Raw genomic sequence first — 14,544 nt, forward strand, 5'->3', positions numbered from 1 at the left:
CTGCCAGTCCGGCGGCCCGTGCCAATGCGGCGGCAGCTGCTGACGAGCGGCAGCCACCGACAGCACGGAAGCAAGCCCCCTGCCTGCGGCGAAACCGCAGGCAGGGGGCTTGTGCGTGCGGGCTTACTTCTTCTTGCCCTGGTTCTTCACGGCCTCGATGGCGGCCTTGGCGGCCTCCGGGTCGAGGTAGGTGCCGCCGGGGGTGAGCGGGCGGAAGTCGGCGTCGAGCTCGTAGGAGAGCGGGATGCCGGTGGGGATGTTCAGGCCGGCGATGTCCGCGTCGGAGATCTGGTCGAGGTGCTTGACCAGGGCGCGCAGGCTGTTGCCGTGCGCGGCGACGAGGACCGTGCGGCCGGCCAGCAGGTCCGGGACGATGCCGTCGTACCAGTACGGGAGCATGCGGGTGACGACGTCCTTCAGGCACTCCGTCTTCGGGCGGAGCTCCGGCGGGATCGACGCGTAGCGCGCGTCGCCGCTCTGGGAGAACTCGGTGCCGTCGGCCAGCGGGGGCGGCGGGGTGTCGTACGAACGGCGCCAGAGCATGAACTGCTCCTCGCCGAACTCGGCCAGGGTCTGCGCCTTGTCCTTGCCCTGGAGGGCGCCGTAGTGCCGCTCGTTCAGGCGCCAGCTGCGGTGGACCGGGATCCAGTGGCGGTCGGCGGCCTCCAGGGACAGCTGCGCGGTGCGGATCGCGCGCTTCTGGAGGGAGGTGTGGACGACGTCGGGGAGCAGGCCGGCTTCCTTGAGCAGCTCTCCGCCGCGGACCGCCTCCTTCTCGCCCTTCTCGTTGAGGTTGACGTCCACCCAGCCGGTGAACAGGTTCTTCGCGTTCCACTCGCTCTCGCCGTGGCGGAGCAGGATCAGCTTGTACGGTGCGGTGGCCATGCCGTCGAGCGTAATCGACGTCGGGGGTGACCCCGCGTGCGGCCGTCACCTGCGCGGATCCGGGGGCGGCGGGGTCGTTGACGTTTGACGTTTCCCGTCAAACGAGTGGCTGGCCGACCCGTCGGTTTGTAGTGTGCGCTTGGCGCTTTCGCCACTTACTGCATCGAACGTCGTCGCACGCCGTCCGGCCGTCGCGGTTACCCGCCCGTGCGGGTGCGGGCCGGCATCCGAGGGGGAAATGTCATGTCCGCGCCTATCAGTGAGCCCCGGGGGCGGGGCCCGTCCCGGATACGGCGGGCCGCCGTGGAGAGCGTCTCCGGTCTGCCCCCGCAGTTCTGGTGGCTCTGGACCAGCACGCTGGTCAACCGGCTGGGGGCGTTCGTCGCCACGTTCCTGGCCCTCTACCTCACCGTGGAGCGCGGCTACTCGGCCTCGTACGCGGGCCTGGTCGGGGCGCTGTACGGGCTGGGCGGGGTGGTCTCGTCGGTGGGCGCCGGGGTGCTCACCGACCGGCTCGGGCGGCGGCCGACGATGCTGATCGGGCAGGTGTCCACGGCGGTGACGGTGGCGCTGCTGGGCTTCATGACCGACCCGGTGGCGATCGCGGTGGTGGCCGGCCTGGTCGGCATGGCGACCAACGCCTCGCGCCCCGCCGTGCAGGCGATGATGGCCGACATCGTCGCCCCGGAGGACCGCGTCCGCGCGTTCTCCCTGAACTACTGGGCGATCAACCTCGGCTTCGCCTTCTCCTCCACCGCCGCCGGACTCATCGCCGAACACGGCTATCTGGCCCTCTTCCTGGGCGAGGCCACGCTGGTGCTGGCCTGCGCGCTGGTGGTGTTCTTCAAGCTGCCGGAGTCCCGGCCGGAGCCGGGCGGGACGGCGGACGACGCGGCGTCCACCGGGGCGTCGGCCGCCGGCGCCGAGCGGGTCTCGATGCTGACCGTGCTGCGCGACGGCCGCTTCATGACCGTCGTCGGGCTGAACCTCCTGCTGGCGCTGCTGTTCCAGCAGGCGTACGTCTCGATGCCGGTGTCGATGGGCCGGGCCGGCTTCTCCAGCGCCGACTTCGGGCTGGTCATCGCGGTGAACGGGGTGCTGATCGTGCTGCTCCAGATCCCGGTCACCCGCTTCATCGAGCACCGCAGCCCGGCCGTGCTGCTCATCGGCTCGGCGCTGCTCGCCGGCTACGGCTTCGGGATGACGGCGCTGGCCGGCTCGGTCGCCCTGTACGCGGTCGCGGTCGCGGTCTGGACCCTCGGCGAGATCATCAACTCGCCCACCCAGATGGGGCTGGTGATCCGCCTGTCGCCGCTCCACGGCCGCGGTCGCTACCAGGGCATGTACGCGCTGTCCTGGTCCGTCGCCTCGCTGGCCGCCCCGTTGCTCGGCGGCACGGTCATCGACCGCTACGGCCCCGACGCGCTCTGGGCCGGCTGCGCGGCCGTCGGCACGGTGGCGGCGCTGGGGTACGGGCTGCTGCTGCGCCGGCTGCCGGGGAAGCCGGCACCGTCCGGCGGCACGGCCACCGTCGCCGGCAACCGGGCGGAACCCGCCGGCCAGGACCCCGCCGACGCGACGCCGCCCGCCGACGAGCGGACCGGGACCGGGCGGGCGGAAATCCCGTCGAGCTCGTAGGACGGCGCGCGCTGGCCTCCCCGCATGCCGCCTCGGAAGTCGTGCTTCGTCTGCCTCCCCTGCCGGGCCTCCTGCAAACAGCCGCCCCCCGAGGCCCGTGCGGGCGGCCGTCCGCGGCACCGTCCGCGGTGCGCGCGGCAGTTGATCCATGTGGGGTCGGCGTTCGCCGCGCCGCCGCGCCGCGACGCCGAGGGCCGGCGGGTGCTCGACGTCCTGCTGACCGCGGGAGTCCGCTTCCCCACCACGGGCTGCTGCGGCGAGGGGCCCGGCTACCGCCCGCGCACGCTCCGCGAGGCCCGCGAGGTCCGCGAGCGGCGGGCGTACGCGGACGCCACCGGCGAGCCGCTGGTCCGGCGCGCGCTCCCGGAGACGGCGGGCGCCGCCCGCGGGACGCGGGGCCGGCGATGACCGCGACGGCGTTCACCCCGGAGGACCGCGCGGCCGGGCGAGGTGGCCGCGGGGCCCGCCGGACCGCGCGGCGGGCGCGGCTCTTCGTGGTGGCCACACCCCGAAGACGGGTGCCGGCACGGTCGATCGGGGCGCGCCGACCGGGAATCGTGCTGCGTACGGGCGGTGAGCCGCGCGTCGGGCGCACACCGCGCCCGAGGACCGAGCCACGGGGAGCGGCGATGGGCAGCAGGGTGCGGCGGGGGGCCGCGGGCATCGGGGCACTGACGGCGATCGCGGTGGCGGTCGCGGCGGCGGCCGGGGCGCCGGGGGCGGAGCCGGGGAGGGCGAGCGGGGCGGGGGCCGCGCGGGCGTCGGCCGGCGCGCCGGCACTGACGCTCCCGGCGCCCACCGGGCGGTATCCCGTCGGCACCACCGCCCTGCATCTGACGGACCGTCACCGCTCGGATCCCTGGGTCGCGGCGCGGCGGCACCGGGAGCTGATGGTGAGCGTGCGCTACCCGGCCACCCGGGACGCCGGGCGGTTCCCGCGGGCGCCGCAGATGACGCGGGCCGAGGCGGCCGGGTTCGACGGGCTGAACAACTTCGCCGACCACGTCCCGGCGGGAAAGGTGGCCTGGGGCGCCACCCTCACCCACGCGCACCAGGGCGCCCCGGCGGCCCGGCCGGCCGGGCGCCGGCTGCCGGTGGTCCTCTACTCCCCCGGCGCCGGCGACCCCCGCGCGCTCGGCAGCACGCTCTGCGACGAACTGGCCTCCCGCGGCTACGCGGTGGTGACCGTCGACCACACCTACGAGGCGCCCGCCGTGCAGTTCCCGGACGGCCGGCTGGCGCACAGCGTGATGCGGGCGGAGCTGGCGACGGCACAGCGAACCGGGCGGATCACCGAGCTGCTGGAGAAGGTCGGTGCGGTGCGGGTCGCCGACACCCGGTTCGTCCTCGACGCGCTGGCCCGGACGGGGCGGGACACGGTGCTGCCGCCCGGACTGCGCGGCGTGCTGGACCTGACCGCGGTGGGGATGTTCGGGCAGTCGGCGGGCGGCTTCACCGCCGCGCAGACGATGCACGACGACCGGCGGATCAGGGCCGCGGTGAACATGGACGGGGTGATGGGCTACACCCAGCGCGACGACGATCCGTCCCATCCGTCCACCGTGGGACGGGACGGGGTGGACCGCCCGCTGCTGCTGATGGGCATGGCCGGGGACGATCACCACTCGGTCGCGTCCTGGGACGCGGTGTGGCGGCACGGCGCGGCGCGCGGAACCTGGCTGCGGGACCTGACGCTGCGGGGCGGCCGGCACGCCTCCTTCACCGACGCCGAGGCGCTGATCCCGCAGGTCGCCCGGCAGTTGGGGCTGTCCCGCAAGGACGTCACGGAGATGATCGGGACGGTCCGGCCGGAGCGCGCGGTCGCCGCCGAGCGGGCCTACGTCACCGCGTTCTTCGACCGTTGGCTGCGCGGCCGGGACCGGGGGGACCTGCTGGACGGGCCGTCCGCGCGCCACCCGGAGGTGCGGTTCGTACCGTGAGCCGCCACCGCCGGGCGGCTACTCCTGCTCGTCGCCCCGCGTCAGCCGCTCGAACGCGGCCAGGTTGCGGGTGGACTCGCCGCGCGCCACCCGCCAGGCGTACTCCTTGCGGATCGCCGAGGCGAAGCCCATCTCCAGCAGGGTGTTGAAACTGCCGTCGGCGTTCTCCAGGACGGTGCCGAGGATCCGGTCCAGCTCGGCGGGGGTGACGGCGACCAGCGGGAGCTTGCCGACGAGGTAGATGTCGCCGAGCTTGTCGATCGCGTAACTGACGCCGTAGAGGCGGGTGTTGCGCTCGAGCAGCCAGCGGTGGACGGCCTCGTGGTTCTCGTCCGGCCGGCGGACGACGAAGGCGTTGACGGAGAGCGAGTGGCGGCCGACCACCAGCGAGCAGGTCGTGGACAGCTTGCGGGTGCCGGGCAGCTTGACGACGTAGTTGCCGGCGGCCGGCGACTCCCAGTCGAGGTCCGCGTCCTTCAGGGTGCGCTCGATGACCGCACCGGCGTCCGTCGCCTGCCGTTCGCCCTCGGCGGGCCGCCGTTCCTCACCCATGCAGTGATCGTAGGTGACGGCGGCGCTCCTGCATCGCCGCGGTGTAGACGTCCGCGGTCGCCCCGGCTGCGGTGTCCCAGCCGAAGGACTGGGCGTGCCGGGCCGCGGCGCCGCCCATCCGGGCGGCCAGCGAGGCGTCGTCGACGAAACGGCGCAGCGCGCGGGCGTAGTCGGCCGGGTCGTGGCCGGCGACCAGGAAGCCACTGACGCCGTCCCGCACGGCCACCGGCAGGCCGCCGACCGCCGCCGCGACGACCGGGGTGCCGCACGCCTGGGCCTCGATCGCCACCAGCCCGAACGATTCGCTGTACGAGGGCATGACCAGCACGGACGCGGCGCGGTACCAGTCGGCGAGCTGCTCCTGGCCGACCGGCGGGTGGAACCGGACCAGATCGGCGATGCCCAGCCGGGCGGCCAGCTTCTGCAGGCCCTCGGGCTTGGCCAGGCCGCTGCCGCTGGGCCCGCCGACCACCGGGACGACCAGCCGGGAGCGCAGCGACGGGTCCGCGTCGACCAGCGCGGCGGTGGCGCGCAGCAGGATGTCGGGGGCCTTCAGCGGCTGTATCCGACCGGCGAAGAGCGGGATGACCGCGTCCTGCGGCAGCCCCAGGCGGGCCCGGGCGGCGGCCCGGCTGGCCGCTACGCTGCCGGCGCTGCCCCCGCCGCCGTCCGTCAGCGGCCGGAAGCGGTCGAGGTTGACGCCGGGGTGGACCACCGCGACCTTGCCGGGGTCGGCGTCGTAGTGCCGGACCAGCTCGTCCGCCTCCTCGGCGGTGTTGGCTATCAGGCGGTCGGCGGCCCCGACGATCTGGGTCTCGCCGATCACCCGGGCGGCCGGCTCGGGGGTGTCGCCGTCGGCCAGCGCGGCGTTCTTGACCTTGGCCATGGTGTGCATGGCGTGCACCAGGGGGACCCGCCAGCGGTCCGCGGCGAGCCAGCCGACGTGGCCGGAGAGCCAGTAGTGGGAGTGCACCAGGTCGTAGTAGCCGGGGCCGTGGCCGGCCCACGCCTGCATCACGCCGTGCGTGAAAGCGCACAGCTGGGCCGGCAGCTCCTCCTTGGCCAGCCCCTCGTACGGGCCCGCGGCGACGTGCCGGACCAGCACGCCGGGGACCAGCTCGACGGCGGGCGGCAGGGCCGCGGTGGTGGCCCGGGTGAAGATCTCCACCTCGATGCCGAGCACGGCGAGCTTGCGGGCCAGCTCGACGATGTAGACGTTCATCCCGCCGGCGTCGCCGGTGCCGGGCTGGTGGAGCGGGGAGGTGTGCACGCTGAGCATCGCCACCCGGCGGGGGCGGCGGGCTCCGGGCAGGCGCAGCCGCGACGGGCCCGCGAACTGCCTGGACGGCCCCGGGGGACCCCCATGCCGGCTGCGGAGCCTGGACACGTATTGGCTCACTGCGAGCTACCTCCTAGGCGAGGCGGGCGGTGCGCCTCCGCCCCCCTCCAACAACACCGGACCGCCATCCATTTCCGTCCGGCCCGACGTCTTCGAAATTTGTTCGTGGTGGTCCGTGTACTTCCCTTCGTACTCTGCCAAAGCATGCCCGCGCCCCGCAGAGCGGCCCAGGTCAGGGCTCCCGAGCGGCCCTCCCGCCGGGACCCCATACCCTCGATGCATGGCCCGCCGCTCCCCCGTTTCCGCCTCCCGCACCGCCGCCGCCCCGGCCCCCGCGCCGTCCCGGCCGGTCGGAAACGCCACCCGCGGCACCACCAACCCCAACCGGCTGCGCCGCATGGACCGCTGGATCGCCGCCGAGCACGGCGCGGAGCTGCGCCGCACCGCCGACCCGGTCGCCGTCGACCTCGGCTACGGCGCCGCCCCGTGGACCGCGCTGGAGCTGCTCGGGCGGCTGCGCACGGTGCGGCCGGACGCCCGGGTCGTCGGCATCGAGATAGACCCGGCCCGGGTGGCCGCCGCCCTGCCGTACGCCCGCGCCGGGCTGGACTTCGTCCACGGCGGCTTCGAGGTGCCGCTGCCCGGCGGGCCCGGCCGCGCCCCGGTCCTCATCCGGGCCGCGAACGTGCTGCGCCAGTACGACGAGGACGAGGTCGCCGCCGTCTGGGCGCGGCTGTGCGCCCGGCTGGCGCCCGGCGGGCTGCTGGTGGAGGGCACCTGTGACGAGATCGGGCGGCGCCACGTCTGGGTCGCGCTGGGTCCCGAGGGCCCCCGCACGGTCACCTTCGCGACCCGGCTCGGCTCCCTCGACACCCCCTCCGACCTGGCCGAACGTCTTCCCAAGGCGCTGATCCACCGCAATGTCCCGGGCGAGCCGGTGCATGCCTTCCTGCGCGACTTCGACCGGGCCTGGGCGAGCGCCGCCCCGCTCGGCGCGCTGGGCGCCCGCCAGCGGTGGCGCGCCGCCGTCGCCTCGCTGGCCGCGGACTGGCCGCTGGCCGGGGACCCCCGCCGGCGGCGCCAGGGCGAGGTCACGGTGCGGTGGGAGGCGCTGGCCCCGCGCCGGGGCCTGTCCGACGGGTAGGGACTTTAGGGTCTGCTCCCGGCCGGGACGGCCGTGCCCGCCGCCAGCTCGCGCAACCGGTCCTCGGAGACCGAGCCGGCCGGCGCGGTGTACGTCACCAGCACCTGCTCCGGGTCCACGGGCAGCCGGAAGCTCTCGAAGGTGACGGTCAGCTCGCCGACCGCCGGGTGCCGCACCCGCTTGGTGCCGCGCAGGCACTCGCGCACCCCCTGCGCCGCCCACAGCCGCCGGAACTCCGGGCTGCGGTCGAGGAGTTCGTGGACCACCTCGCAGATCCGCGGGTCGTCCGGGTGCCGGCCGCTCTCGGCGCGCAGATTGCCGACGACCTCCTCGGCCTTGTTCTCCCAGTCCGGGTACCGCTCCCGCGAGGCCGGTTCGAGGAAGACCAGCAGTGCGGTGTTCCGCCGCTCGGGGGCCAGCGTCTCGATGTCCCAGGAGAGCCGGCCGCCGGTGGTGTTCCAGGCCAGGATGTCCAGACCGCGGCCCAGCACCACGGCGCCGACGGTCGGGGCCATCGCCGCCAGCAGTCGCCGGATCTCCGGGCGGACGGTCTGCGCCGGCAGCGGCGGGCAGCAGTCGCCGGCCCCCTCGGCCGGCCGGCGGCGCGGCACCGCGACGTTCCGCAGATACGCCACCTCGCCGTCCGACAGCCGCAGCGCCCGCGCGACGGCGTCCAGGACGGAGTCGGAGACCGCGGGCGCCCGGCCCTGTTCGATCCGGGTGTAGTAGTCCACGCTGATCCCGGCGAGCTGGGCGACCTCCTCGCGCCGCAGCCCGCGCACCCGGCGGCGGCCGAACCCGTCGGGCAGGCCGACCTCGGCCGGATCGAGCGCGGCACGGCGCGCCTTGAGGAAGGCGCTGATCTCGATTTCCCCGTGCAGCATCACTCCAGTATGCGCCGAGGGGCGGAACGAGAAATTCCGTGGTGTCGCTCAGCCGTCCTCGTCCGGCACCCGGCCGGTCGCGTGCAGCGCGCTGAGCAGGGCCGCCACCAGTTCCTTGTCGCGGTCCCGGGTGAGCAGGTCGCGGGCCACGTCCGGCGGCAGCCACAGCATCCGGTCCACCTCCTTGTTGGGGATGAACCCGCCGCCGGTGGCCTCGGCCGCCCAGTAGCGCACCTCCTTGGGGCGACCGCCGACGAGATAGCGGACGGTGGGGAGTTCCGGGCCGATCTCGCAGGTCGCCCCGGTCTCCTCCAGCACCTCGCGCAGCGCGCCCCGCCGCGGGTCCTCGCGCGGCTTCAGCTTGCCCTTCGGGTGCGACCAGTCGCCCCACTTGGGCCGGTGCACCAGTGCCAGCCGTATCCCGTCGCCGCCGGGCGCACGGCGCCACAGCACACAGCCCGCCGCCCGGATCGGCCCGGCCGGCGGCCGGTCACCGGCCGCCCCGCCGTCCTTGCGGCCCGCCGTCCTGGCCATCGCTCCCCTCGCCCCGCTTCAGCCGGTGCGCTCGACGGACGGGCCCGGCAGCCACACCCGGCCGAAGGCGTAGCGGGCCGCCTCGACCTCGTGGCGCTGGTCGGCGTGGAGCACGCCCAGTGCGTAGGCGGTGGCCGGCGCGATCCGCGGCGTACGGGCCGCGGCGGCGGCAGCGGCGGCGGCCTCGGCGGCGTCCCGGTGGTGCTCCAGGGCCCGGCCGGACTCGGTCAGCCGGGAGTCGATCGCGTCCGGGGCGACCACCTCCTGGCCGTAGTGGCTCAGCCGGACCAGCAGCCGCACCTGGTGCCAGGGCACGTCCTGGTGCGGGTCCACGGCGAGCGCGGCGGCGTTGTACGGGTGGCCGGCGCGGGCCAGCGGCAGGGTGGCGACCGCCTCGGCGAGCCGTCGGTGCGCCTGTTCGGCGAGCGGCGGCAGCGCCTCCGCTGCGGACACCTCACCGGCCCGGCGGGCCAGCGGCGCCTCGGAGGCCAGCACCGCGAGCGCGTCCGCGACGGCGTGGAAGCGGGACGAGCCGAGCGCCTGGAGGGCGGCGGAGTGCGCCCGCGTACGGGCGAGGGTGAGCTGCCGGTCGAGCAGGGCACCGGCGCGGGCCGCACCGGCGGCGAGCGCGCTCTCGGCGCCCGGCTCGGTGGCGGCGGCCGGCACGGTGGCGGCAGGGGGCGCGGCGTAAACCGCTCCAGTGGAGCCGGTGCTTGCACCCGGCGCGACGGACGCGGCCGGGCGGGCCTCCCGGGCGCTCCGGGCGCCCCGTCCGCCCCGGCCGCCGCGCTCCGCCGCCCGCTCGGTCCGCTCGCCCCGCCCGGTCAGCCGCTGCAACGCCGCCATCAGCCGGTCGCGGCGCGCCGTGCACGCCTGCTCCCGGGCCAGCGTGCCGCTCAACCAGCCAAGTTCGGCGCGGAGTTGGTCGGCCCAGATCTCCTCGGTCAGCGGCCGGAAGGTGTGCAGCGTGGCGCTGATCCGGCGGGCGGCGCGGCGCAGTTGCCGGGCCGCCTCGCCCGCGCCCGCCGCGTCCGGGCCGGCCTCCCGATGGAGCCGCAGACTGCGCAGGAACTCCGCGGACTGCCGGTGCAGATAGCCGGCCAGCACCTCCTCGGCCGTCCGTCCGGCGAGTTCCACCCCGCCGCCGTGGACCGGCCCTTCGGCCAGCCCGTACGGCGCCCCGGCGCCGTAACCCCCCACCGCCCCGAACGGACCGCCGTCCGCCCCGTGCAGCGCCTCCCCGTACATCCCGTCCCCGTACACACCGTCCCCCGGCCCGTCCACTACTGCCGCACGGGCCCCCGGCGCGCGGCCGGGCTCGTATCCGATTCCGCTGACCATTCCGCTCCCCGAGCCGGTACCGAGGTGACCGGGCCACGGCCCCCCGGCCGGCTGGTCATGTCGCTGGGCCACGCCGGCGCCTCCGGGCGTCGATGAGCATTTCCTGTACGTTCCGCAGCGGGGTGCCGTCCGCGTCCACCGCGTGCCGGGTCCAGTTGCCGTCCGGGCCCAGGTGCCAGGACGAGGTGGAGTCCGAAGTACCGGTCTCCAGCAGCCGGTTGAGGGCCGCCCGGTGGGCCGGGTCGGTGACCCGTACCAGCGCCTCGATCCGCCGGTCGAGGTTGCGGTGCATCATGTCGGCGCTGCCCAGCCACACCTCGGGCTCGCCGCCGTTGCCGAAGGCGAAGACCCGGGAGTGCTCCAGGAAGCGACCCAGCACGCTGCGGACACGGATGGTCTCGCTCAGCCCGGCGACCCCGGGGCGCAGCGCGCAGATGCCGCGCACCCAGATGTCGACCGGCACACCGGCCTGCGAGGCCCGGTAGAGCGCGTCGATGACCGCCTCGTCGACCATCGAGTTGACCTTGATGCGGACATAGGCGGGGCGGCCCGCCCGGTGGTGCGCGGCCTCCTTGTTGATCCGCTGGATCAGCCCGTCGCGCAGCGAGGTGGGCGCCACCAGCAGCCGGCGGTAGGTCTCCCGCCGGGAGTAGCCGCTGAGCCGGTTGAAGAGGTCGGAGAGGTCGGCTCCCACCTGGGGGTCCGCGGTCAGCAGCCCCAGGTCCTCGTACAACCTGGCCGTCTTGGGGTGGTAGTTGCCGGTCCCCACGTGGGAGTACCGGCGCAGGGTCTCGCCCTCCTGGCGGACCACCAGGGACAGCTTGCAGTGCGTCTTCAGCCCGACCAGGCCGTAGACGACGTGGCAGCCGGCCTCCTCCAGCTTGCGGGCCCACTTGATGTTGGCCTGCTCGTCGAAGCGCGCCTTGATCTCGACCAGGACCAGCACCTGTTTGCCGGACTCCGCGGCGTCTATCAGGGCGTCCACGATCGGGGAGTGGTCGGAGGTGCGGTAGAGGGTCTGCTTGATGGCGAGCACGTTCGGGTCGGCCGCGGCCTGCTCCAGGAACGCCTGCACGGAGGTGGAGAACGAGTCGTAGGGGTGGTGCAGCAGGACGTCGCGGGCGCGCAGCGCGGCGAAGACGTCGGGCGCGGACGCCGACTCCACCTCCGCCAGGTCGCGGTGGGTGCCCGCCACGAACTTGGGGTACTTCAGCTCCGGGCGGTCCAGTGCCCCTATGCCGAACAGGCCGGTCAGGTCGAGCGGGCCGGGCAGCGGGTAGACCTCGGACTCGGAGACCTTCAGCTCCTGGACCAGCAGGTCCAGCACGGCCGGGTCGATGGACTCCTCGACCTCCAGGCGGACGGGCGGCCCGAAGCGCCGCCGCATCAGCTCCTTCTCCAGGGCCTGGAGGAGGTTCTCGGCGTCGTCCTCCTCCACCTCCAGGTCCTCGTTGCGGGTCACCCGGAACATGTGGTGCGCCCGCACCTCCATCCCCGGGAACAGCTCCTCCAGGTGGGCGGCGATCACGTCCTCGATGGGGACGTAGCGCTGCGGGGAGGCTTCCAGGAAGCGGGAGAGCAGCGGCGGAACCTTCACTCTCGCAAAGTGATCATGCCCGCTGACCGGGTTGCGGACGACCACGGCGAGGTTCAGCGACAGCCCGGAGATGTACGGGAAGGGGTGCGCCGGGTCCACCGCCAGCGGCGTGAGCACCGGGAAGATCTGCTGCCGGAACAGCGTGAACAGCCGGGCCTGCTCCTTCTCGGTCAGTTCGGGCCAGCGGATCAGGTGAATGCCCTGGTCAGCGAGTTCCGGGGCGATGTCCTGCTGGAAGCAGGCGGCGTGCCGCGCCATCAGCTCCCGGGAGCGCGTCCAGATCTGCTCCAGCACCTCGCGGGGCTGGAGCCCGGAGGCGGAGCGGGTGGCGACCCCGGTCGCGATCCGCCGCTTGAGGCCGGCGACCCGGACCATGAAGAACTCGTCCAGATTGCTGGCGAAAATCGCAAGGAAGTTCGCCCGTTCGAGCAGCGGGGTGGCCGGGTCCTCGGCCAGCTCCAGCACCCGCTCGTTGAACGCCAGCCAGCTGCGCTCCCGGTCCAGGAAACGCCCGCTGGGCAGCTCCTCGCCGTTCGCACCCGGGACGCCGTGGTCGTCGTAGGCATCCGGATCGGCGTCCAGGTCGGGCTCCAGCCCGGAGATGGCGCGACGAACGGCGTTCGGGCGGTGCGCGGCGATCGAGCCCACCGACGGCTGCACCGAGGGCTGCTGCACCGAGGAGTCTGCCACCCTCGGCGATTCCTGGGACGGCATCTCAGGCTGGGCCGGGGCCTGAGCGCTGCGCTGCTGGGTCATGTCCTTATTCTTCCGCGCTCGGGCGCTTCCAGGCGCGTCAGGAGGAGACGGCGCGATCGCGATCTCCGGCCGCGGTTTCGGGACGTTCGGCACAGCGGGCTGCATTCAGTGATGCTTGCAAGCGATATTGAATGGCCGGTAACGCGAACATGGCGGCCAGGGAAGCGGGAAACCACTCCGAGGTGATTTCCGGTCACCCGCCCGCCGGCGATCTTCACACCCGCCAATCCGGGCGAAGCACCGGAAGCCGGACCGGCACCGCCGCCGGTATCCGGAAAGTCCGCTGCGCGGCCCGCCCCCGCTCCCTAGGCTGAGCGCGTGCTCAGACCTTCCACACCGCCCATACCGCCGCTCCCCCCGCTGCCGCCGCTCCCGTTCACCCCCGCCTACCCACTGCGGACCGAGCGCCTGGACCTCCGCCCCGTACGCCACGACGACTTCGACGCCGTCTACGCCTACCAGCGTCGCCCCGAGGTCTGCCGTTACCTCTACTGGGGCCCGCACGACGAGGCCGCCTCCCGCGCCTCCGTCGCCGACAAGACGACCCGCACCACGCTGCGCGAGTCCGGCGACTACCTCCAGCTCGCCGTCGTCGTCCATGAGACCGGCACCCTGGTCGGCGACGTCACCTTCTTCTACACCAGCCGCCGGCACCGCCAGGGCGGCATCGGCTATGTCTTCAACCCCGAGCACGCCGGTCGGGGCTACGCCACCGAGGCCGCCCGCGCCCTGCTGGAGCTGGGCTTCGAGCAGCTCGGACTGCACCGCATCCAGGCCGAGTTGGACGGTCGCAACACCGCCTCCGCCGCACTGCTGGAGCGCCTGGGCATGCGCCGCGAGGGCCATCTGCGGGAGAACGAGTTCCTGGACGGCGAGTGGAGCGACGAGGTGGTCTACGCGATGCTGGCGCGCGAGTGGCGCGCCGGGCGGGAGCGCCCCTCGGAGTCCCCCTGACCGTGACGGCGGGTGCGGGGCGGGCCCAGGTGCCCGCCCCGCACCGCACCGGTCACGTCTCCGACCGGTACATCAGGTCGGTCTCGTGGGTGACGAACCCCAGCCGCTCATAGACCGTCACCGCGGCCACGTTGTCCGCGTCCACGTAGAGCATCGCGGTCGCCAGCCCCTGCGCCGCCAGGTGCCGCAGCCCGATCGCGGTCAGCGCCTTGCCCAGGCCGCCGCCCTGCGCGCCCGGCTGCACCCCGAGGACGTACACCTCGCCCAGGCCCTCCTCGGCGTGCACCTTCGTCCAGTGGAAGCCGACCAGCGAGCCCTCCCGCTCCGCGAGGAAGAAGCCCTTGGGGTCGAACCACGGCTCGCCCTTACGGTCGTCGAGGTCGCGCTGGGTCAGCGAGCCCTGCTCGGGGTGGTGCGCGAAGGCCGCCGCGTTGACCTCCAGCCAGGCCGCGTCGTCGGTCTCCGGCTGGAAGGTCCGCACCGTCACCCCGTCGGGGAGCACCGGCTCCGGCAGGTCCAGGTCCGCCAGCGACCGCCGCATCTGCCGCAGCTCGCGGAACATCGTCAGCCCCAGGGTCTGCGCCAGGTGCCGGGCGGCCGGGTGCCCGCCGTGCGCCCACACCCGCAGCCGGCGCCCGGACTGGACGAGCAGCTCGCCGCCGAGCGCCCGGCCGTGGCCGCGACCGCGGTACCCCGGGTGGACGACCAGCTCGGCGGCCGGCGCCTCCACCGGGTCGGTGTCCTCCAGCTGCCCGTACCCGACCAGCTCCTCACCGCTCTCGCCGGGCGCGTACACCATCAGATGCCGCACGCCCTCGCGCCGACCGCCCCGCAGCTGGAGCCGCCCCTGCTCGGACACGGCCGGTTGCCCGTCCGTCCGCGCGGCCCGTTCGATCAGCTCAAGGACGGCCGCGGCCCCTTCCGGCGCGAGCTCGTCGACCACCTGGATCCTGCGACCGGTCCGACCCATCTCCTGTGCA

13 protein-coding genes are annotated in these 14,544 nt (G+C 74.5%); 5 read left to right on the forward strand and 8 right to left on the reverse strand.

All coding sequences use genetic code 11. From position 1 onward, the window contains the following. Positions 1 to 123: 123 nt before the first annotated feature. Positions 124 to 885 (reverse strand): phosphoglyceromutase, encoded by a 762-nt coding sequence (locus tag SNOUR_RS17415; protein ID WP_067348075.1) that lies wholly within the window; start codon positions 883 to 885, stop codon positions 124 to 126. Positions 886 to 1,128: 243 nt separating this feature from the next. Between SNOUR_RS17415 and SNOUR_RS17420 the strand changes: the two genes are divergently transcribed. The 3 genes from SNOUR_RS17420 to SNOUR_RS17430 all read left to right on the forward strand — a co-directional run bounded on the left by SNOUR_RS17420 (position 1,129) and on the right by SNOUR_RS17430 (position 4,463). After that, positions 1,129 to 2,523, forward strand: coding sequence for an MDR family MFS transporter (locus SNOUR_RS17420; RefSeq protein WP_067348080.1), 1,395 nt, complete (start codon positions 1,129 to 1,131; stop codon positions 2,521 to 2,523). A 141-nt stretch (positions 2,524 to 2,664) separates the two neighbouring features. After that, positions 2,665 to 2,931 carry a hypothetical protein gene (locus SNOUR_RS17425; RefSeq protein WP_376738522.1) on the forward strand — a complete coding sequence of 89 codons (267 nt, stop codon included), beginning with the start codon at positions 2,665 to 2,667 and terminating at the stop codon, positions 2,929 to 2,931. Positions 2,932 to 3,152: 221 nt separating this feature from the next. Then, positions 3,153 to 4,463: an alpha/beta hydrolase family protein gene (locus tag SNOUR_RS17430; RefSeq protein ID WP_067348083.1), complete on the forward strand. Its 1,311-nt coding sequence runs from the start codon at positions 3,153 to 3,155 to the stop codon at positions 4,461 to 4,463. An 18-nt stretch (positions 4,464 to 4,481) separates the two neighbouring features. Here SNOUR_RS17430 and SNOUR_RS17435 read toward each other — a convergent pair whose 3' ends face one another. Both SNOUR_RS17435 and mshA read right to left on the reverse strand, forming a co-directional pair. Continuing rightward, positions 4,482 to 5,015 (reverse strand): type III secretion system chaperone family protein, encoded by a 534-nt coding sequence (locus SNOUR_RS17435; protein ID WP_067348085.1) that lies wholly within the window; start codon positions 5,013 to 5,015, stop codon positions 4,482 to 4,484. Beyond that, positions 5,008 to 6,414 (reverse strand): D-inositol-3-phosphate glycosyltransferase, encoded by a 1,407-nt coding sequence (gene mshA, locus SNOUR_RS17440; RefSeq protein WP_376738523.1) that lies wholly within the window; start codon positions 6,412 to 6,414, stop codon positions 5,008 to 5,010. Before mshA ends, SNOUR_RS17435 begins: the two co-directional genes overlap by 8 nt. Positions 6,415 to 6,634: 220 nt before the next feature. On the opposite strand from mshA, the gene SNOUR_RS17445 reads away from it, so the two are divergent. Further along, complete coding sequence (locus SNOUR_RS17445; RefSeq protein WP_067348094.1) at positions 6,635 to 7,498, forward strand: class I SAM-dependent methyltransferase; 864 nt, start codon at positions 6,635 to 6,637, stop codon at positions 7,496 to 7,498. 5 nt (positions 7,499 to 7,503) lie between these two features. Here SNOUR_RS17445 and SNOUR_RS17450 read toward each other — a convergent pair whose 3' ends face one another. From SNOUR_RS17450 to SNOUR_RS17465, 4 genes are all read right to left on the reverse strand, one after another. Next, positions 7,504 to 8,382 (reverse strand): helix-turn-helix transcriptional regulator, encoded by an 879-nt coding sequence (locus tag SNOUR_RS17450; RefSeq protein WP_067348096.1) that lies wholly within the window; start codon positions 8,380 to 8,382, stop codon positions 7,504 to 7,506. Positions 8,383 to 8,430: 48 nt separating this feature from the next. Continuing rightward, complete coding sequence (locus SNOUR_RS17455; RefSeq protein WP_079142740.1) at positions 8,431 to 8,916, reverse strand: NUDIX hydrolase; 486 nt, start codon at positions 8,914 to 8,916, stop codon at positions 8,431 to 8,433. An 18-nt stretch (positions 8,917 to 8,934) separates the two neighbouring features. Next, on the reverse strand, positions 8,935 to 10,179 hold the full coding sequence (locus tag SNOUR_RS17460; RefSeq protein ID WP_376738590.1) for a CHAD domain-containing protein: 1,245 nt from the start codon (positions 10,177 to 10,179) through the stop codon (positions 8,935 to 8,937). Between the two features lie 133 nt (positions 10,180 to 10,312). Next, entirely contained in the window at positions 10,313 to 12,610 is a 2,298-nt protein-coding gene (locus SNOUR_RS17465; RefSeq protein ID WP_067348098.1) for an RNA degradosome polyphosphate kinase, read from the reverse strand. A gap of 318 nt (positions 12,611 to 12,928) precedes the next feature. Between SNOUR_RS17465 and SNOUR_RS17470 the strand changes: the two genes are divergently transcribed. Next, the gene (locus SNOUR_RS17470; RefSeq protein ID WP_079142741.1) at positions 12,929 to 13,564 is read left to right on the forward strand and encodes a GNAT family N-acetyltransferase; all 636 of its coding nucleotides are present in this window, start codon (positions 12,929 to 12,931) and stop codon (positions 13,562 to 13,564) included. A gap of 52 nt (positions 13,565 to 13,616) precedes the next feature. Here SNOUR_RS17470 and mshD read toward each other — a convergent pair whose 3' ends face one another. Then, on the reverse strand, positions 13,617 to 14,534 hold the full coding sequence (gene mshD, locus SNOUR_RS17475; RefSeq protein ID WP_099055703.1) for a mycothiol synthase: 918 nt from the start codon (positions 14,532 to 14,534) through the stop codon (positions 13,617 to 13,619). Positions 14,535 to 14,544: the final 10 nt, after the last annotated feature.

The organism is Streptomyces noursei ATCC 11455, from assembly GCF_001704275.1.
GTDB classification, from domain to species: Bacteria; Actinomycetota; Actinomycetes; order Streptomycetales; family Streptomycetaceae; genus Streptomyces; species Streptomyces noursei.